At 72.9% G+C, this 18,461-nt stretch carries 19 protein-coding genes and 2 pseudogenes; 9 read left to right on the forward strand and 12 right to left on the reverse strand.

Annotated elements, in window-relative coordinates; translation table 11 throughout:
- Positions 1 to 455: 455 nt before the first annotated feature.
- The 4 genes and pseudogenes from ACQPY0_RS45095 to ACQPY0_RS45110 form a co-directional block, all read left to right on the forward strand.
- Positions 456 to 626, forward strand: a pseudogene (locus ACQPY0_RS45095) (beta-ketoacyl synthase N-terminal-like domain-containing protein); the annotation flags it as partial.
- A gap of 95 nt (positions 627 to 721) precedes the next feature.
- Entirely contained in the window at positions 722 to 877 is a 156-nt protein-coding gene (locus ACQPY0_RS45100; RefSeq protein ID WP_432995622.1) for a hypothetical protein, read from the forward strand.
- A gap of 153 nt (positions 878 to 1,030) precedes the next feature.
- Positions 1,031 to 1,852: a 3-hydroxybutyryl-CoA dehydrogenase gene (locus ACQPY0_RS45105; protein ID WP_432975337.1), complete on the forward strand. Its 822-nt coding sequence runs from the start codon at positions 1,031 to 1,033 to the stop codon at positions 1,850 to 1,852.
- Positions 1,853 to 2,006: 154 nt separating this feature from the next.
- Positions 2,007 to 2,259, forward strand: a pseudogene (locus ACQPY0_RS45110) (acyl-CoA dehydrogenase family protein); the annotation flags it as partial.
- A gap of 297 nt (positions 2,260 to 2,556) precedes the next feature.
- On the opposite strand, the gene ACQPY0_RS45115 reads toward ACQPY0_RS45110, so the two are convergent.
- From ACQPY0_RS45115 to ACQPY0_RS45140, 6 genes are all read right to left on the reverse strand, one after another.
- Positions 2,557 to 2,715, reverse strand: a complete 159-nt coding sequence (locus ACQPY0_RS45115) for a DNA-3-methyladenine glycosylase (protein ID WP_432975340.1) — start codon at positions 2,713 to 2,715, stop codon at positions 2,557 to 2,559.
- Between the two features lie 81 nt (positions 2,716 to 2,796).
- A complete protein-coding gene (locus ACQPY0_RS45120; protein ID WP_432975343.1) occupies positions 2,797 to 3,468 on the reverse strand; it encodes a TetR/AcrR family transcriptional regulator in 672 nt (223 codons plus the stop codon).
- 8 nt (positions 3,469 to 3,476) lie between these two features.
- The gene (locus tag ACQPY0_RS45125) at positions 3,477 to 4,988 is read right to left on the reverse strand and encodes an MFS transporter (RefSeq protein ID WP_432975346.1); all 1,512 of its coding nucleotides are present in this window, start codon (positions 4,986 to 4,988) and stop codon (positions 3,477 to 3,479) included.
- A 68-nt stretch (positions 4,989 to 5,056) separates the two neighbouring features.
- Positions 5,057 to 5,929: a GNAT family N-acetyltransferase gene (locus tag ACQPY0_RS45130; protein WP_432975349.1), complete on the reverse strand. Its 873-nt coding sequence runs from the start codon at positions 5,927 to 5,929 to the stop codon at positions 5,057 to 5,059.
- A complete protein-coding gene (locus tag ACQPY0_RS45135; protein ID WP_432975352.1) occupies positions 5,926 to 7,005 on the reverse strand; it encodes a M20 family metallopeptidase in 1,080 nt (359 codons plus the stop codon). The genes ACQPY0_RS45130 and ACQPY0_RS45135 overlap by 4 nt, the downstream gene beginning before the upstream one ends.
- A 47-nt stretch (positions 7,006 to 7,052) precedes the next feature.
- On the reverse strand, positions 7,053 to 9,878 hold the full coding sequence (locus ACQPY0_RS45140; protein ID WP_432975355.1) for an AfsR/SARP family transcriptional regulator: 2,826 nt from the start codon (positions 9,876 to 9,878) through the stop codon (positions 7,053 to 7,055).
- Positions 9,879 to 10,040: 162 nt separating this feature from the next.
- Between ACQPY0_RS45140 and ACQPY0_RS45145 the strand changes: the two genes are divergently transcribed.
- Entirely contained in the window at positions 10,041 to 10,409 is a 369-nt protein-coding gene (locus ACQPY0_RS45145; RefSeq protein ID WP_432975358.1) for a PH domain-containing protein, read from the forward strand.
- Between the two features lie 26 nt (positions 10,410 to 10,435).
- Entirely contained in the window at positions 10,436 to 10,615 is a 180-nt protein-coding gene (locus ACQPY0_RS45150) for a DUF4236 domain-containing protein (protein WP_344620382.1), read from the forward strand.
- A gap of 106 nt (positions 10,616 to 10,721) precedes the next feature.
- On the opposite strand, the gene ACQPY0_RS45155 is transcribed toward ACQPY0_RS45150, so the two are convergent.
- A complete protein-coding gene (locus ACQPY0_RS45155) occupies positions 10,722 to 11,165 on the reverse strand; it encodes a hypothetical protein (RefSeq protein WP_432975361.1) in 444 nt (147 codons plus the stop codon).
- Between the two features lie 85 nt (positions 11,166 to 11,250).
- Here ACQPY0_RS45155 and ACQPY0_RS45160 point away from each other — a divergent pair, with 85 nt between their 5' ends.
- Genes ACQPY0_RS45160 through ACQPY0_RS45170 form a run of 3 tightly spaced genes read left to right on the forward strand, consistent with a single transcriptional unit; the run spans position 11,251 to position 13,267 of the window.
- Complete coding sequence (locus ACQPY0_RS45160) at positions 11,251 to 11,610, forward strand: GntR family transcriptional regulator (protein ID WP_432975364.1); 360 nt, start codon at positions 11,251 to 11,253, stop codon at positions 11,608 to 11,610.
- Positions 11,607 to 12,485 (forward strand): ABC transporter ATP-binding protein, encoded by an 879-nt coding sequence (locus ACQPY0_RS45165; protein ID WP_432975367.1) that lies wholly within the window; start codon positions 11,607 to 11,609, stop codon positions 12,483 to 12,485. The genes ACQPY0_RS45160 and ACQPY0_RS45165 overlap by 4 nt, the downstream gene beginning before the upstream one ends.
- Entirely contained in the window at positions 12,482 to 13,267 is a 786-nt protein-coding gene (locus ACQPY0_RS45170) for an ABC transporter permease (RefSeq protein ID WP_432975370.1), read from the forward strand. Before ACQPY0_RS45165 ends, ACQPY0_RS45170 begins: the two co-directional genes overlap by 4 nt.
- Positions 13,268 to 13,497: 230 nt before the next feature.
- On the opposite strand, the gene argH is transcribed toward ACQPY0_RS45170, so the two are convergent.
- The 5 genes from argH to argB form a co-directional block, all read right to left on the reverse strand.
- Entirely contained in the window at positions 13,498 to 14,928 is a 1,431-nt protein-coding gene (argH, locus tag ACQPY0_RS45175) for an argininosuccinate lyase (RefSeq protein ID WP_432975373.1), read from the reverse strand.
- A gap of 68 nt (positions 14,929 to 14,996) precedes the next feature.
- The gene (gene argR, locus ACQPY0_RS45180; RefSeq protein WP_432975376.1) at positions 14,997 to 15,491 is read right to left on the reverse strand and encodes an arginine repressor; all 495 of its coding nucleotides are present in this window, start codon (positions 15,489 to 15,491) and stop codon (positions 14,997 to 14,999) included.
- Positions 15,488 to 16,396 carry an ornithine carbamoyltransferase gene (gene argF / locus ACQPY0_RS45185; RefSeq protein ID WP_432975379.1) on the reverse strand — a complete coding sequence of 303 codons (909 nt, stop codon included), beginning with the start codon at positions 16,394 to 16,396 and terminating at the stop codon, positions 15,488 to 15,490. Before argF ends, argR begins: the two co-directional genes overlap by 4 nt.
- Entirely contained in the window at positions 16,393 to 17,568 is a 1,176-nt protein-coding gene (locus ACQPY0_RS45190; RefSeq protein WP_432975382.1) for an acetylornithine transaminase, read from the reverse strand. Before ACQPY0_RS45190 ends, argF begins: the two co-directional genes overlap by 4 nt.
- Positions 17,565 to 18,449: an acetylglutamate kinase gene (argB, locus tag ACQPY0_RS45195; RefSeq protein WP_432995623.1), complete on the reverse strand. Its 885-nt coding sequence runs from the start codon at positions 18,447 to 18,449 to the stop codon at positions 17,565 to 17,567. Before argB ends, ACQPY0_RS45190 begins: the two co-directional genes overlap by 4 nt.
- Positions 18,450 to 18,461: the final 12 nt, after the last annotated feature.

Raw genomic sequence — 18,461 nt, forward strand, 5'->3', positions numbered from 1 at the left:
TACTGACACAGGTATCACTAACTTCCAGTGTGACCATGCCCACTTGAGCCCGCGCTGTCAAGTGCAGCGCACCCCTTCTCGACCCGGCCTGCGACCGGACGACCCGGGCCCGCCCGCCGCGACTGTCCGCCGACGGGCTCGCCGCGACCGTCGAGGACCGCGGCCCAGCCGGGCGCGGGCACGACCACCCATCTCACGGACCTCGTCGCGCGCTTGACACCCATAGGCGAGCTCCAGATACTGACGTGAATGTCAGCATCTGGAGGGCACCCCATGACACAGCCTGTGATTGCCGAGCCGACATGACGACCTTCGGCAGGTTCCCGGCGTCGACCGTGCGTTCGTTGGTTGACGACGCCGCTCAGCGGGCCTTCTCGACGCGCGCCTGACGGCGGATCAGATCGACCAAGCCTTGCTTCAGCAACGCGACTGCCAGCCCGTTGAGCGGACAAGAGATGGTTCGTGGGGCAAGTTGCGCCGAGGGACCTCGGACTGCATGGGTGCCGGTCGTCAACGTGGAGAACGCGTGCGCCCCGGCATCCACCGCTGTCTATCTTGCCGCTACGTCGATTGCGGCCGGCGAGGCGGAGATCGTTCTCGTCGTTGGTTCGGAAAAGCTCACGCGTGAGGACAAGGCGCGCACATTTGCGGCACTCGGTCGTCGCCGCCGGCGCGATCGACGGCAGCGCTCGACACCACGCTGCGGCAGTCCGCGGATGCCCTGGAGTCTGGAGACGACGCAGCCATCGCAGAAAGCAGCACCCGGTTCCACGACCAGATCATTGAACTGGCCGACAACTCCCTTCTCGCGCACATCGAGCTCGGCCGCCAGGAGTCGCTTGAGTCGCTGGCACAGGTGCCTCCCGCCGGCAACTGAGCGAGCCTGAAGCCTGAGACGGACGAAGGGTTCACCGAGCGAAACCAGCCGTAACCGTGGGGGAAAAGGGTTCTGTCAGGGAAGTCCTTGCGGCCGAGTATGCAGAGAGACGGAGTCATGATGCGCAGAGTAGGTATCGTTGGCGGTGGGCTCATGGGGTCCGGCATCGCCGAGGTCAGCGCCCGCGCGGGGTTGGACGTGGTGGTCGTGGAGGCCACCGACGAAGCCGCCAAGGAGAGCGTGGGGCGGCTGGAGTCCTCCCTGCAGCGTGCCGAGCAGCGCGGCAAGCTCGACGGTCCCGCCGCCGAGATATTGGCCCGCATCGACGTGGTCACGGACCTCGACGCGCTGGCGGACCGGGAGGTCGTGGTCGAGGCGATCGTCGAGGACGTGAACGTCAAGGTCGAGCTGTTCAAGAAGCTCGACGCCATCGTCACCGCCCCGAATGCACTGCTGGCCTCCAACACCTCTTCCATTCCGATCATGAAGCTCGGCGTGGTCACCGCCCGCCCCCAGCAGGTCATCGGGATCCACTTCTTCAACCCAGTCCCGGTGCTGCAGCTGGTCGAGCTGGTGCCGTCGCTGCTCACCTCGCCGGACACCACCGAGCGCGCCCGCGCCTGGGTCCAGGACGGACTCGGTAAGAAGGCCATCGAGAGCCAGGACCGCGCCGGCTTCGTGGTCAACGCGCTGCTGATCCCCTTCATCCTCTCCGCGATCCGGATGTACGAGTCCGGCTTCGCCTCGGCCGAAGACATCGACCGCGGCCTGGTCCTCGGCGCCGCCCACCCGCAGGGCCCGCTCGCCTTGGCCGACCTGATCGGCCTGGACACCACCAAGGCGGTGGCCGAGTCTCTGTACGAGGAGTTCAAGGAGCCGCTGTACGCCGCTCCCCCGTTGCTGCGGCGAATGGTCGACGCCGGCCTGCTCGGCCGGAAGTCCGGCCGCGGTTTCTACACCTACGGCGGGGCATGAGACCTACGGCGGCGCATGAGCGACATCTTGCCGTTCGCGCTCTTCGCGGAGCACCGTGCGGTGCGTGAGGCGGTCCGCGACCTAAGTGAGACCAACAAGACGCCGTACGCCGCAGCGCGTACTTCCTTGCCGACGCTCCGGGCCGGGCGCTGCGGCCGAGCGCGTCGACCCCGACCTCACCTATCAGAGCGCCGCCGCCAAGTCCTTCGCCTCCGATGTCGCCATGGAGGTGACCATCGACGCGGTGCGGTTACTGGGCGGCTACGCTCTACACCCACGGCAACGCAGTCGAGCGCATGATGCGCGACGCGAAGATCACCAAAATCTACGAAGGCACGAACCAGGTCCAGCGCATTGTCATGGCCCGCAACCTGCCGGGTACCACGCGGATCGGTGCGGGACTTTGAGCAAAGGAAGCTCGACGACAGCCGCGGCTCCCCATCCGCGAGGTCCGTTAGGTGCTCGCACCGCTGCCCGAACCGTGATGCCTCTGCCCTGACAACTCTCGGCCCAATCCCGCCACGTGTTGAGCCGCTCCTGGACTCGCCCCACCCGGCTGGCGCGCCGGCTCGAGTTGCCAGCTTGCCGCGGCACCGGATCGCCGTGCCCAAGCCTCCTGCGCGGCCCGGCCGAGCACGCGGTCACTCAGCCCGGTGCGGTACAGCAGCGTCTCAGCGATGGCCCGGACGCGCAGCGCCACATCATCACGGAACCATGCGGCATATTCGAGGAGTAGTGCATGCGTAGGTGAAGTACACGTAGGCGTACCCGGCGGCGCGTTGCGGGGGGGTGCGGCCGCGGTGGGCGTGGGAGGCGGGGTCCTCGCCGGTGCCGGAGTACGCCTCGACCTCGGTGAGCCGCACCGTCCCCCGGCCACGGTGATCCGGCAGCCGAGCAGGGCCCGGCGGCCCCCTCGACCGGACCGGACAGCCGATCCGGCAGCGTCATGACTGGATCAGGGCGATCCGGTGGACGAGGTCGTCGACGGTGCGCTCCAGCGGCGGGAGCGGGAACCCGGGGACGAACTGGCGCATCGTCACCGCGCCGTGCAGGGACGTCCACAGGGTGCTGGCGTCGGCGAACGGGTCGGTGCTGGCCGAGCGGCCCGCCTCCACGCACGCGCGCACGCCGCTCACCAGCACCATGAACGCGTCCAGGCGGCGGCGCCAGACCTCCGGTAGGTCGGACATGTCGACCGGGGAGCCCGCACCCGGGCGGCCGGCCCGCTGGCGGCCGAAGAGGACGCGGTAGCGCGCCGGGTCCTGCATGCCGAAGCGCACGTACGCGTGGCACCCGGCCAGCAGCCGCTCGACCGGGTCGCTCACGCCCTCGGTGGACTGCGTCACCAGCCGGAGCAGGCGCTCGAAGGCGATGTCGAGCACCGCGTCCAGGATCGCGTCGCGGTCGGCGAAATGGGTGTAGATCGACGGAGCGGAGATGCCGGCCTCGCGGGCGACCGAGCGCAGCGTCAGCGCCTCCTCAGTGCCCTCGCGCTCCAGCAGGCGCTCGGCCGCGGCCACGATCTCGTCGCGCAGCAGGACCCCCTCGCCGCGCCGGTTGCGGGCCCGGCCGGCGCCCGCGGCGGGCGTGGCCGGATCCGGCGAGTGCGACTTCATGGACTTCATCATGCCCTCTGCAGCTGGGGCTCCGGCGCGGGAATCGCCGGGGCCGCGGCCCGCGCGGGCCGTACGAGCAGGACCGTCAGTGCCATCACGGCGGCGATCCCGGCGGCGATCAGGGTTGCGCGGGCCATCGCGTCGGTGAACGCCTGGTCGGTGACCGCGATGACGTGCTGCGCGGCCGGGGCCGGCAGGGTCGCGGCCATGCCGTGGGCGGTGGGCAGGTCGGTGCCGGCCGGGCCCAGGTCGGTACCGACGGAGGAACGGTAGGCGGAGGAGACCACGGTGCCGAGGACAGCGATGCCGAGCACGCCGCCCAGCTCGCGGATCACGCTGTTGAGGGCGCTGGCCATCGAGGCGAACCGCGGCGGGACCGAGCCGCTGATCTGCAGGCTGGCCGGGGCCATCATCATGCCCATGCCCAGACCGATGACCGCGGTGCCGACGGCGATCTTCCAGTACTGCGTGTGCACGCCGGTGGTGGCGAGGTCGAACAGGCCCGCGGCGGCCAGCGACAGGCCCAGCGCCAGGGTGCCGCGCACGCCGAGCCGGCGGCTGATCAGCGGCGAGGTCGCCGACGTGAGCGCCATGGCCACCGCGAAGGGCATCGCGCCGAGGCCGGCGACCAGCGGGCTGTAGCCGTGGACCAGCTGCAGGTACTGCGAGAGCTCGAACAGCGTCCCGAAGAGCACGAAGAACACCACGGCGAGGGAGAGCGCGGCGACGGCGAAGGTGCGGTTGGCGAACAGGTCGAGCCGGACCAGCGGCGACGACGCCCGCCGCTGCCACCACAGGAAGGCGGCGAGCAGCACGGCCGCGGCGGCGAACTCGGTGAGCGTCACGGCGTCGGCCCAGCCCCGTGCCGGGGCCTGGATGACCGCGTCGACCAGGGCCGCGACCGCCGCGGTGGACAGCAGTGCGCCGGGCACGTCGAGGCGGTCGCCGCGCACGGCGGGGACGGCGGGCACGAGCGCGAGCACGGCGACGACGGCGAAGGCGACCAGCGGGACGTTGATCCAGAAGGCGCTGCTCCACGAGTAGTGCTCCAGCAGGGCGCCGCCGGTGACGGGGCCGATGAGCACGCCGACGCCGGCCGCGGCCGACCAGGCGCCGAAGGCCTTCGGGCGCTCGGCGGGCGGGAAGATCCGGGTGATGATCGCCAGCGTCGCCGGCATGACGAACGCGGCGCCGAGGCCCATCACCGCCCGCCAGGCGATGAGCTGACCGGGCGAGTCGGACAGGGCCGCGACCGCGGAGCCGCCGCCGAAGACCGCCAGGCCGCCGAGCAGGGCGTTGCGGGAGCCGAGGCGGGCGCCGAGGGTGCCGGCCAGGATCAGGGCGGAGGCGAAGACGAGGGTGTACGCGTCGGTGATCCACTGCAGGTCGGCGGTGCCGGCGCGCAGGGCGTGGGCCAGCGACGGCAGCGCGGTGTTGAGCACGGAGTTGTCGAGGGTGACGGCGACGAGCGTCAGGCTGAGCACCGCGAGAGCGGCCCAGCGACGCGGGTAATCGTTCATGGCACATACTCCTTACGGGCGTTTACTAACGCCCGTAAGGTTAGACCCGTCAGCTAACGCCTGTAAAGTTATGCCACTCTGTCTCGGTCGTCACACTCACCCGCCAGCAGGTAGCGCCCGTCGCGGGCCATGCCGGCGATACGGCACCCGGCGGCGAGGCGGGCCATGAGCGCGTCGCGGACCGCGACCCGCCAGCGCAGCGCCGCGGCCGGGTCGCGCCGGCGCAGCTCCTCGGCGTCCAGCGGCACCGCCACGGTCACCGCCGCCGCCGGCCCGGGATCGTGGGTCACCGGCGGCTCGTCGTCGCCGCCGGCCCGCGACACCTGCGGCACCGCGCCGCGCAGGTCGGGCTCGGCCGGGACGCCCCGCGCCGCGGCGGCCACCCGCGGGCCGTCCAGCCGCCACACGACGAGCACCCGGTCGGAGAGGTCACCGTTGTTGATGCCGTCGGTCATCGGCCCGTAGAACTCCGGCAGGTACTCCACGGCGTCCGCGGCGAGCTTCTGCAGGTTGAAGTAGGCGTTGCGCAGGATCAAGGGGTCGTACGTCCAGTGCACCTCCCGCACCCCGCGGGCCAGCGTCCAGGCGCGCTGGTGCAGCTTGAGCGCGAAGCCGACGCCCCGGCCGTGCCCGCCGCGCTCCACGCCGGCCAGGTGCGAGTGCAGGTGCGTGCGCTCGTGGGCGCGGCCGAAGAAGCCGACGGAGGCGCCGACGAGCACCCCGCCGCGGTAGGCGCCGACGACGTAGTTGCCGGAGTGGGCGTACGTGCGCAGCATCGACGGCGAGGCGATCTCGGCCGGGTGCCCGGCCCGCCACACCCGCTGCAGCAGCCCCGAGCACTCCTCCAGTTCGCCGATCGTGGCCAGCTCCGCGACCTGCACGCCCACGCGGTCCGCGGCTTCTGCGGCGCAGACCCAGGCGTCGGCCACCAGGTCCGTCACCGCGACCGCCCGATCGCCGCGACGAGCGAGCTGACCAGGGCGGCCCGGTCGGGAAGGCTGGACAGCTGGATCCACTCCCCCTCCGCGTGCGCGTTGCCGCCGATCGCGCCGAGCCCGTCGAGGGTCCGCACGCCGACGTCGGCGGTGAGATTGCCGTCCGAGCCGCCGCCGACCGCCTCGCCCTCGGCCGCGCGCCCGGTCAGCCGCTCGCTGAGCCGCTGCGCGAGCGCGAACAGCTCGGCCGCGGCCGTCTCGGGCATCGCCGGGCGGGCCGCGCCGGCCTCGAGCTCGACGTGCGCGCCGGGCAGCACCGGCTCGAGCCCGCGCAGGGCCGCGTCGACCCGGCGCAGCTCGGCGGCGTCGAAGGAGCGCACGTCGACGCTGACCCGGGCGGTGCCCGGCACCGTGTTGCTGGTGGTGCCGCAGACGGCGTCGGTCGGCGTGACCGTGGTGCTGCGCTGCGGGTCACCCAGGGCGGCGATGCGCAGGATCTGGTGGGAGATCTCGACTCCGGCGTTGACGCCCAGGTGCGGGGCGTTGCCGGCGTGCGAGGCGCGGCCGGTGACCCGCACCGTGTAATGCGCGATGCCCTTGCGCGCGACCTTCAGCCGCCCGCGGGAGCTGCCCTCCAGCACCAGCGCGCCGGCGGCCCCGCGGGCGGTGTCCTGGATGAGCGCGGTCGAGGTCGGCGAGCCGATCTCCTCGTCGGCGTTGACGACGACCGCGACGCCGTCGAGGTCGTCCAGGGCCGCCAGGGCGTGGAAGAGGATGACCAGGCCGCCCTTCATGTCCACGATGCCGGGGCCGGTGGCCCGGTCGCCGTCGACGGAGAACGGCCAGCGGGCCAGGGTGCCGCGCGGCCAGACGGTGTCGTAGTGGCCGAGGAGCACGACCCGGGCCGGGCCCGGGCCGAATCGCCAGCGCAGGTGCGGCCGATCGGCCACGACGACGCGCTCCGGGGCGGTGCCGGTGCAGCGGGTGCCGAGCGCGGCGACCGTGTCGGCGCAGCGGGCCAGGGCGTCCAGGTCGGACGACGGGGACTCGACCTCGATCAGCTCGGCCAGGTCGTCGCGCATCTGCGGGGCGGCGGCCGACAGGCCGGCCCGTAAGTTGTCAAGCGCCGTCATCCCCTCACCGTAGCGGGCGAATCCGCCGGCAGCTTGGCCCGGATCACGGCCGCGTGGGCCGGATCGATGTCGTCGAGGATCGCCGCGGCCCGCGTGAACGCATCGACGGCCGCCGCCATATCGCCCAGGTCGGCCTGGGCCTCGCCGAGGTGGCACAGCACGTGGGCCTGGCCGGAGCGGTCGCCGAGCTCGCGATACGCCCGCAGCGCGTGGCCGTAGCAGGCGACCGCCTGATGCGGGTCGCCGAGGCGGTGGTGGGCCCAGCCGACCGCGTCCCAGGTGCCGGCCTCGCCGTGGCGGTCGCCGGCCTCGCGGCTGTCGACCAGCGCGTCGCGGCACCGGCGCAGCGCCCGCTCGTACTCCCCCAGCTGCCCCATGATCCAGCCCGTCGCGTTGAGGGCGCGGGCCCGCCACAGCTTGTCGCCGAGGCGCTCGAAGAGGGCCAGCGCCTGCTCGCTGTGGCTCAGCGCGTCGCGGTAGCGGCGCTGGGCGTGCTGCAGCCAGCCCAGCTGGTAGTGCGCCCGGGCGAGCCCCGGCGCGTCGTCGAGCTGCTCGAAGAGGCACAGGGCGGTCCAGAGGTACTGGTGCGCCTCCTCGAAGCGGCCGATCCGGGCGTAGACCTGCCCGAGCTCGCACGACGCGGCGCCCTGCCCCGGCCGGTCGCCGAGGCGGCGCAGGGCCCGCAACGCCGCCTCCTGGGTCGCGGCGAGCTCCGGCCACTGCCCGTGCCAGTCCAGGAACGTGGCCATCGCGGCGGCCAGGCGCGCGGTGTGCTCGTCCAGCCCCAGGTCGGCGGCGAGGCGCACGGCGGCCAGCAGCGCCCGGTGCTCGTCGGCGAACCAGGCCTGGGCCCGCTCGCGCGGCGGGGCGGGCACCGCGATCGCCGGGTGCCGGGCCGGCCGCGGCGCTGGGTCCCGGGCCGGGTCGAGGCGCTGGGCCGCGGCCTGTGCGGTGGCCACGTAGTGCTCCAGCAGACGATGCACGGCGGCGGCCCGGTCCGGCTCGGGGTCGTGGGTCTCGACCAGCTCCGTGGCGTAGGCGCGCAGCAGGTCGTGGAAGGTGTACCGCCCCGGCCGCTGCTCCACCACGAGCCCGGCCCGGTCCAGCTCGGCCAGGCCGGCGCGGGCGCCCGCGGCCGGAATGCCGGCGAGGCTCGCGACGGCGTCGATGCCCAGGTCCGGCCCGGGCCCGAGGCTCATGCGGCGCAGGATCTCGGCGGCGGCGGGGCCCAGCGCGCGGTACGACCAGGAGAAGACCGCCCGCACGTCGGAAGCCGGGTCCGCGCCGGCGATCGCGTCCAGCGTCGAGCGCCGCGCGCCCAGCTCGTCGGCGAGCGCGCCGAGCGGCAGCTCCGGGTGGGTGGCGGCGCGGCCCGCGACGACGGCGAGCGCGAGCGGCAGCCGGGCGCAGCGCTCGACGATCCGCTCGACCTCGTCCGGCTCGGCGGCGACCCGGCGCGACCCGAGCCGGCTCACCAGCAGCTCGCGCGCCTCGGCGTCGGTGAGCAGGTCCACCGGCACCGGCACCGCGCCCTCGATCGCCACCAGCGACGTGAGCGGGTCGCGGCTGGTGACCACGACCAGGCAGCCGGGCGCGGCCGGCAGCAGCGGCCGGACCTGCTCGGCGTCGCGAGCGTTGTCGAGCAGGATCAGCACCCGCTGGCCGGCGAGCTGGCTGCGCAGCAGCGCCGAGAGCCCGGCGAGGTCGGCCGGGGCGCGCTCGGACGGCACGCCGAGCGCGTCGAGGAACGCGCGGACGGCGTCGGCGGGCGGCATCGGGGCGTTGGCGGGGTCGAAGCCGCGGAGGTTGACGTAGAGCTGCCCGTCGGGGAACCGGTCGGCGACCCGGTGTGCCCAGTGCACGGCGAGCGCGGACTTGCCGACCCCCGCGGTGCCGCTGACGACGGCGACGAACACGGCGCTGCCGGGCTGGGTCCACTCGGCGGGCAGCAGCGCGTCGAGCCGGGTCAGCTGCCCGTCCCGGCCGGCGAAGGTGCGCACGGCGAGGGGAATCTGCGCTGGTACGGCCGCGGGCTGCGGGTTCCTGCCCGCGGTGCCGCCGCCCGTGCCGGCCACCGGGGCGCTCGGCGGGTCGAGCTGCTCGTCCTGGCGCAGCATCGCCGACTCCAGCTCACGCAGCGCCGCGCCCGGCTCGATGCCGAGGTCGTCGCGCAGGGTGCGGCGCAGGCGCTGGAACGCGCTCAGGGCGTCGGCCTGGCGGCCCATGCGGTACAGCGCGAGCATGAGCTGCCCGTGCAGCTGCTCGTCGTAGGGGTGCTCGCGGGTCAGTTGCTCCACTTCGGACAGCAGCTGGGCGTGCTGGCCCAGCCCGAGCCGCGCCTGCAGCAGCGCGCGCTTGCCCGAGAGCCACAGCTGCCCGAGCCGCTGTGCCTGCTCCTCCAGCCAGGTCACGCCGGTCGCGTCGGCCATCGGTTCGCCGCGCCACAGCTCCAGCGCCCGCTGCAGGTCGCGGGCCCGGCCGGCGTCGTCGCGGCCGGCCAGCCCCGCGGCGATGAGCCGCTCCGCGACCTCGACGTCGGTGCCGTCCGCGCCGACGTCCAGCACGTAGCCGGGCGGGCGGGAGCGCACGGCCGCCTTGTCCGACAGCGTGCGGCGCAGGTAGCTCAGGTGGCTCTGCAGCGCGTTGACCGCGTTGGGCGGGGCGGCGCCGTCCCAGACGAGCTCGACGAGGCGGCCGGTGCTCACCACGTCGCCGGCGTGCAGGCCGAGGACCGCGAGCACGGCCTTGCGGCGCAGGCCCTGCACCGGCCGGGGTTCGCCGCCGACCAGCACGTCGATCGGCCCGAGAAGCCGCACCCGCACCGTGGCCGCCCCCCAACGGTTGATTGAGAGCAACCTATAGCGATTGCACTGTCACGGCGGGTCCGTATATCGAACCGAGCCAGGCCGAAACGATACACCGCCGGGCTGCTGGGCGCGGTACAGAATCGGTCCGGGGTTGAACCCGGCGGCTACCTTGAGCGCATGGCACAGCAGGCGAAATACGACCGTCGGGAGCAGTACGAGCAGATCGCCTCGGGGCTCCTGCCCGGCGAGACCATCATCGCGGTCTACGACGCGGTCGGGGTCGGCACCGGGTTCATCGGGCTGACCGACAAGCGGGTGATCATGCAGGACCGGTCGTTCGTCGGCAAGCGGGTCGCGATCACCTCGATCCCGTACGGCAAGGTCACCGCGGTTTCGGTGGTCAGCAACAAGTCCTGGGCGGGCAGCTTCTTCAGCAGCGGTACCATCGCGGTGCACGTCGGCACCCACACCTACGAGGTGGATGTCCGCGGCGTCGAGAAAACGCAGCACATCCACAATGTGATCCTGCATTACTCCGCCCGATAACCGCCGCGTCCACAGGAGGACCCCCGTTGCCGATCCTGTTCCGCAAGGCGTTCCGCATCGGCCCGCTGGTGCTGAACTTCACCCCGAAGGGCTTCTCCTCGTGGGGACTGAAGATCGGCCGCTGGTCGTGGAACTCGCGCACCCGCGCCCACCGCTACGACCTTCCGGGGCCGTTCTCCTGGCGCAGTAAGGGCAAGCGTTCCTGAAGGGGTGGCCGCGCCGCGGCCACCCCTTCAGTTTTTTGGACAGGCGGTTGATTCACAGGCGGTAGGTGACGACATCGTCGTGCATGAATATCGACGCCGCGGAAGATCACTCGTGAACGGGTACTGCCGCGATATGTAACGACACGATCGGCAGCACCCGCGGGTCGACGCTCCACTCGGCGGCGGTGCGGAAGACGTCGTTCTCGTCCAGCAGCGCGTCCTCGTCGGACATCTGCACGTCGGCACCGTAGGCCCGGACCCAGCGGTGCATCACCAGGCTGCGGTCGGTGGCGAAGTATTGCACCTCGGCCCCCAGCCGCATCGACAGCGCGGCGATGCCGGACCAGCGGAACAGCCACTTCCCCGCGATCAGGCACCACGCGTCGACGACCGCGACCACCACCCGGTCGTCGGTGAAGTGCGCCAGGTCGAGCCCCGTGCGGGGCTCCACCGCCCCGAGGTCACGCAGCCCGAGGGCGCCCATCACGTGCTCCGGCTCGGCCCGCACGGCCAGCCACGCCATCTTCGGCCCGAAGCCCACTGTCGCCATGCCACAGAACATAGTCCTTGACACCCGGGCCCGTCGGTTGCATGGTTAGTTACATGAGTAATGAACCCACTAACCGGGACGGGTGATGGACGAGGGGCGGCCGATCTTCCTGCAGATCGCGGAGCAGATCGAGAACTCGGTCATCGACGGCAGCCTGGCCGAGGACGCCCAGGTTCCCTCGACCAACGAGCTGGCCGCCTTCCACCGGATCAACCCGGCCACCGCCGCCAAGGGCGTCAACCAGCTCGTCGACGACGGCATCCTCTACAAGAAGCGAGGGATCGGCATGTTCGTCTCCCCCGGCGCGCGGGCCAAGCTCCGGCAGCGGCGGCGCGACCAGTTCGCCGAGCAGTATCTTCAGCCGCTGCTCGCCGAGGCGGCGAAGCTCGGCATCCACGTCACCGAGCTGAAGACGATGATCGAGCGTTACGAGGAGCAGCGATGAGCACGATCGTGCGCGCCGAGGGGGTCACCAAACGCTTCCGCGGCGTCACCGCCCTCGACGGCGTAACCTTCGACCTGCAACGCAACGGCATCTACGGCCTGCTCGGCCGCAACGGCGCCGGCAAGACCACCCTGATGCAGGTGCTGACCGGCCAGCAGGTCCCCACCGCCGGCACCGTCGAGGTCTTCGGCGGGCAACCCTACGAGAACGAGCACGTGCTGCGGCAGGTCACGTTCATCAAGGAGAGCCAGCGCTACCCCGACAGCTTCCGCGTCCGCGACGCCCTCACCGCCGGGCGCCTGCTGTTCCCGCACTGGGACGACGCCTTCGCCCGCGCCCTGGCGCACGACTTCGGCCTGCCGCAGGGCCGGGCGGTCAAGAAACTCTCCCGCGGCATGCTCTCCGCGCTCGGCGTGACGCTGGGCCTGGCCTCGCGGGCCCCGCTGACATTCTTCGACGAGCCGTACCTCGGCCTCGACGCCGTCGCCCGGCAGCTGTTCTACGACCGCCTCCTGGCCGACTACGCCGAGTTCCCGCGCACGATCGTGCTGTCCACCCACCTCATCGACGAGGTCAGCGACCTGATCGAGCACGTGCTGCTCATCGAGCGCGGCCGCCTGGTCCTCGACGAGGCCGCCGACACCCTGCGCGGCCAGGTCATGACCCTGACCGGCCCGGCCGCGGCGGTCGACGCCCTGGCCGTCAACGCCGACGAGCTGCACCGCGAGCGCCTGGGCCCGCTGACCCGGGCCACCGTCCGGGGCCGGATCGAGCCCGGCGAGGCCCGCGCCGCCGGAGTCGACCTGCAGCCCGTGTCGCTGCAGCAGCTGGTCGTCCGCATCACCACCGCCGAGCTGAAGGAGCAAGCCGCATGAGCGGTACGGAGCGAAGCGGAGTGGCCGCTCATCAGAAGCGCAGGGGTTTCAGGCCTGCACCGGAGCGCAGCGGAGGGGCTGGCCTGAGCCGCATTCTCGCGGTCGCGCGCCTGCAGGCCCTGGGCCGCCGCGACGCGGCCCTGTGGCCGATCGGCGTCCTCGCGATCGCCTTCTCCGTCAACGTCCTGCTCTTCGCCACCATGCCCGACGACGCGCTGGAGTCCGACCCGGTCACCGGCGCCCTGGCCAGCATCTACATCGCGGCCCTGGCCTTCGGCACGATCGCGGTGAACCAGAACTTCCCGTTCGCCCTCGGCATGAGCGTGACCCGCCGCGAGTTCACCGCGGCCCTGGCGCTGTTCGCCGCCGTCCAGGTCATTGCCTACTCGGTGCTGCTGATCATCCTGCAGTCGATCGAGGAAGCGACCGGCGGATGGGGACTGCGGCTGCGGTTCTTCGGCGTCGGCTTCATCCACGAATATCCGATCCCGGTCCAGTTCGTCATCTACGCCGTGCCGATGCTGACGATGACGCTGATCGGCACCGCGTCGGGGGCGCTGTACCTGCGCTGGCGCGCCAACGGCATCCTGACCGCCGGCTCCGTCCTGCTGCTGCTCCTCGGCGGCGCGGCGGCCCTGATCAGCAGGTCCGGCGAGTGGCCGGCGATCGGTCACTGGCTGACCCACACGAGCCCGGTCGCCCTGATCGCGGGCTGGCCACTGCTGCTGGCCGCCGCACTGGGCGGCGGCTCCTGGCTCGTGCTGCGCCGGGCCACCCCCTGACCTCGCCCCGGGCGCGGCGGACGCGCCGGCCGCGCGCCCGCCCCGCCAGGTCATGCTTGGTGGCCGACGCGGTGGCGATAACGCGGCCGCCCCGCAACCTTTGCCAACTGCACCGCCAGGGGCGGGCACGGCGGCCTCGACGAGCCGGAGCTCGTCGGGGCCGCCGAGGGCGTCCTGCGTGATCTTCCGCATCACGGTCCGCATGCCCGAATTGTCCAGAAACGAGGGACTCAGTCCCGCGGAATGACCTGCTCGCCGGACCAGTCCCGCCAGCGGTCCAGCTTGTCCGCGGCGACCGCGAGCTGGTCGGCGACCGGGCCGGGGCCCGTCGAACCGGGCGTGGTGCGGGCGGCCAGCGCGCCCGGCACCGAGAACACCTCGCGCACCGCGGGCGTCAGGTGCGGGCTGACCGTCTGCAGGTCGGCGTCGCTGACCTCGTCCAGCCCGATGTCGCGGGCCGCGCAGATGACCACGAGCTTGCCGGTGATCTCGTGCGCCTCCCGGAACGGCACGCCCTGGCGCACGAGCCACTCGGCGACCTCGGTGGCCAGCGTGTATCCCACCGGCGCCTGCGCCGCGAGCCGGTCCACCCGGACCGTCATCGTCGAGATCATCCCGGCCAGCGCGGGCAGGACGAGCTCCAGCGTGTCCACGGCGTCGAAGACCGGTTCCTTGTCCTCCTGCAGGTCCCGGTCGTACGCCAGCGCCAGGCCCTTGAGCATGGTCAGGACCCCGGTGAGGTGCCCGACGAGCCGGCCGGACTTGCCGCGGGCCAGCTCGGCGATGTCCGGGTTCTTCTTCTGCGGCATGATCGACGAGCCGGTCGCGAACGCGTCGTCGAGCTGCACCCAGCCGAAGGCAGGCGTGGTCCACAGGACCACCTCCTCGCCGAGCCGGGACAGGTGCACGCCGGTGAGCGCGGCGACGAAGAGGAACTCGGCGACGAAGTCGCGGTCGGCGACGGCATCGATGGAGTTGGGCGCGGCCGCGGCGAAGCCCAGCTCCTTGGCGACCTGGCTCGGGTCCAGCGGCAGCGACGAGCCGGCCAGGGCGCCGGCGCCGAGCGGGCTCACCGCGGCGCGGGCGTCCCAGTCGCGCAGCCGATCGAGGTCGCGCAGCAGGGCCTGCACGTGGGCCAGGAGCTGGTGGCCGAAGGCGATCGGCTGGGCCGGCTGCAGGTGGGTGAAGCCGGGCGCGGGGGTGTCGAGGTGCCGGGCCGCCTGCTCCATGAGGGCGTCGGCGAGCTCGACGATGCGGGCGGCCACACCGCGGGCGTGGTCGCGCAGGTAGAGCCGCAGGTCGGTGGCGACCTGGTCATTGCGCGAGCGGCCGGCGCGCAGCTTGCCGCCCAGCGTGCCGAGGCGCTCCAACAGCCCCCGTTCCAGGGCGGTGTGCACGTCCTCGTCGTCGACAGTGGGCCGGAAGTCACCGGCGGCGCAGGCGGACTCGAGGTCGTCGAGGGCGGCGAGCATCCGGCCGAGCTCGTCCGCGTCCAGCAGCCCGGCGCGGGCCAGGACCCGGGCGTGGGCGCGGGAGCCGGCGATGTCGTAGGGCGCCAGCCGCCAGTCGAACTGCACGCTCACCGACAGGCGCGCCAGGGCCTCGGCGGGGCCGCCGGCGAAGCGCCCGCCCCACAGGCGGGTAGGAGTTTCAGAAGCCACGCAACGATCCTTCCATAGCGCAAGATCGCCGCCGGTGGCCCCGGCCACCGCGGCGATCCACAGGTCAATCAGCCGAGCTGGGCCCACTCGCTGAGCTTGGCGGCGAGCAGGTCGCCGGCGGCGGGACGGCCGGAGGGGTCCGGCTCCTCGCGGGCGACGACGAGGATGGTGTCGTCGCCCGCGATGGTGCCCACGATGTCGGGCAGGCCGGTGCGGTCGATGGCGCTGGCCAGGAACTGCGCGGCGCCGGGCGGGGTGCGCAGGACGACCAGGTTGCCGGAGTGGTCGACGCCGGTGAGCAGCTCACGCAGCAGCCGGATGAGCCGCGTCGGGGCCTCCTCGGCCGGGCGCAGCGCCCGCTCGCCGTCCTCCGGGATGAGATACGCCCCGCGCACCTTGACCGCCCGCAGCTCCTCCAGGTCCCGCGACAGCGTCGCCTGGGTCACCTGGAAGCCGTCCCCGGCGAGCAGCTCGGCGAGCTCGGTCTGCGAGTGCACGGCCGAGCCGCGGATGAGCGCGGAGATGCGGTCCAGGCGCGCGGCCTTGGTCGTCGGTGCGCTCACCCGGACTCCAGCAGGAAGGCGAGGAGGGCCTTCTGCGCGTGCAGACGGTTCTCGGCCTCGTCCCAGATCGCGGAGTGCGGCCCGTCCATGACCTCTTCGGTGATCTCGTCGCCGCGGTGGGCGGGCAGGCAGTGCAGCACGATCGCGCCCGGCTTCGCGTTCAGCAGCAGGGCGCTGTTGATCTGGTACGGCCGGAACGGCGTGAGCCGGTCCAGCCCGTCGCCCTCCTGCCCCATCGAGACCCAGGTGTCGGTGACGAGTACGTCGGCGCCCTTGGCGGCCTCGGCCGGGTCGGCGATCACGTCGACGGTGCCGCGCGCCCGGGCGGCCGCGAGCACGGCCGGGTCGGGCTCGAAGCCGGCCGGGCCGGAGAGCCGCACGTGCATCCCGGCGAGCGTGCCGGCCAGGGCGTAGGAGTGGGCCATGTTGTTGGCGGTGTCGCCGAGATACGTCAGGACACGCCCCCGGGTCTCCCCCAGCCGCTCGCGCACGGTCTGCAGGTCGGCCAGCAGCTGGCAGGGGTGGAACCCGTCGGTCAGCGCGTTGACGATCGGCACGGTGGCGCCCGCGGCCAGCTCGGCGAGGCGCGCGTCCGAGCCGGAGCGGATGACGATCGCGTCGACGTAGCGCGACAGGACCTTCGCCGCGTCCCCGATGGTCTCGCCGCGCCCGAAGTGCGTGGTGGTCGCGTCGATGATGAGCGGGGTCGCGCCGAGCTGGGCGATGCCGACCTCGAACGAGACCCGGGTGCGCAGCGACGGCTTCTCGAAAATGACCGCGACCGCCTTGCCCGACAGCGGCGTGAAGCCGGTGCGGTCGGCCTTCATGGCCGCGGCGAGCTCGAGCACCTGCAGCTGCTCGGCCGCGCTCAGGTCGTCGTCGCGCAGGAAGTGCCGCACGGTCATGACGGCTGCACCGCCGTGAGCGCGGGCCCGAGCGCGGCCACGAACGCGTCGGCCTGCTCCTCGGTGAGGATCAGCGGCGGGGCGACGCGCAGCACGTCGGGCTGGACGGCCTGGGCGAGGAAGCCCTTGTCGCGCATGACCGCGGCGAGCGCGCCGGCGGCCGGGCCGCGCAGCGCGATGCCGAGCAGCAGCCCGGCGCCGCGCACCCCGGTGACGAGCGGGTGGCCGAGCGCCTCGACGCCGCGGCGGATCCGCTCGCCGATCCGTTTGGTGGCGTCGAGGAGATGCTCACGCTCGATGGTGTCCAGCACGGCGAGAGCGGCGGCGCAGCAGACCGGGTTGCCGCCGAACGTCGAGGCGTGCGTGCCCGGGCCGAGCAGCGTGGCCGCGTCGTCGAAGGCGACCATCGCGCCGAGCGGCAGCCCGCCGCCGAGGCCCTTGGCGAGCGTGACGACATCGGGTCGCACCCCCTCGGCCTGGTGCGCGAACCAGTATCCGGTCCGGCCGATGCCCGTCTGCACCTCGTCGAGGGCGAGCAGGGCGCCGTGGCGGCGGGTGATCTCGCGGGCGGCGGTGAGGTAGCCGGCCGGGGGCACGACCACGCCGGACTCGCCCTGGATCGGCTCCAGCAGCACCATCGCGGTCTGGTCGTCCACCGCGGCGGTGAGCGCGTCGGTGTCGCCATAGGGCACGTGCACGACCTCGCCGGGCAGTGGCAGGAACGGCTGCTGCTTGGCCGGCTGCCCGGTCAGCGCGAGGGCGCCCATGGTCCGGCCGTGGAAGCCGGCCTCGGCCGCGATGATCTTCGTACGGCCGGTGCGCCGGGAGAGCTTGAACGCGGCCTCGTTCGCCTCCGCGCCGGAGTTGCCGAAGAACACCGCGCCGGGGCGGCCGCCGAGGTCGAGCAGCCGCTCGGCGAGGGCGACGACGGGCGGCGAGGCGAAGAGGTTGGAGACGTGGCCGAGGGTGGCGATCTGCTCGGTGACGGCGGCGACGACGGCCGGGTGGGCGTGGCCGAGCAGGTTCACCGCGATGCCGCCGAGGAAGTCCACATAGGAGCGCCCGGCCTCGTCGACGACGACCGCGCCCCGGCCGCTGACGAGGCCCAGTGACGGCGGGCCGTACGTGTTCATCACCGACGCCTCGAAGCGCGACGTGAGCGATCCGGTCATTCCGACACCACCATCGTTCCGAATCCTTCCGACGTGAACACTTCCAGCAGGAGCGAGTGCGGCACCCGCCCGTCGACGACGTGCGCGGCCGGCACCCCGCCCTTGACCGCCCGCAGGCAGGCCTCCATCTTCGGCACCATCCCCGACTCCAGGCCCGGCAGCAGCTCCGCGAGCTCGTCGGCGGTCAGCTGCGAGATCAGCGATTCCGGGTCCGGGTAGTTGCGGTAGAGCCCCTCGACGTCGGTGAGCACCACGAGCTTGCGCGCCTGCAGCGCGACGGCGAGCGCCCCGGCCGCGGTGTCGGCGTTGAGGTTGTGCAGGACCCCGTCGGCGTCGGGCGCGACGGTGGACACGACCGGGATACGCCCGGCGGCGATGAGGTCGGCGACGGCGGTGACGTTGACCCGCTCGACGTCGCCGACCTGGCCGATGTCGACGGGCGCGCCGTCGATGATGGCGGGGCGGCGCACGGCGGTGAACAGCCCCGCGTCCTCTCCGGACATGCCGACGGCGTGCGGGCCGTGCTCGTTGATGAGCCCGACGAGCTCCCGGCCGACCTGGCCGACGAGGACCATGCGGACCACGTCGGCGGTCTCCGGGGTGGTGACCCGCAGGCCGCCCTTGAACTCGCTGGCGATGCCGAGGCGCTTGAGCATCGCCGAGATCTGCGGGCCGCCGCCGTGCACGACCACGGGCCGGATGCCGACGTGGCGCAGGAACACCATGTCGGCGGCGAAGGCCCGCTTGAGCTCGTTGTCGATCATGGCGTTGCCGCCGTACTTGACCACGATGGTCGAGCCGGAGAACCGCTCCAGCCACGGCAGCGCCTCGATGAGCGTGTTCGCCTTGCCCAGCGCGATCCCGAGATCCCGCCCGTTGATCCGCCCGTTCGT

Origin of the sequence: Dactylosporangium sp. CA-233914 (assembly GCF_050942935.1) — a bacterium.
Classification (GTDB): Bacteria; Actinomycetota; Actinomycetes; order Mycobacteriales; family Micromonosporaceae; genus Dactylosporangium.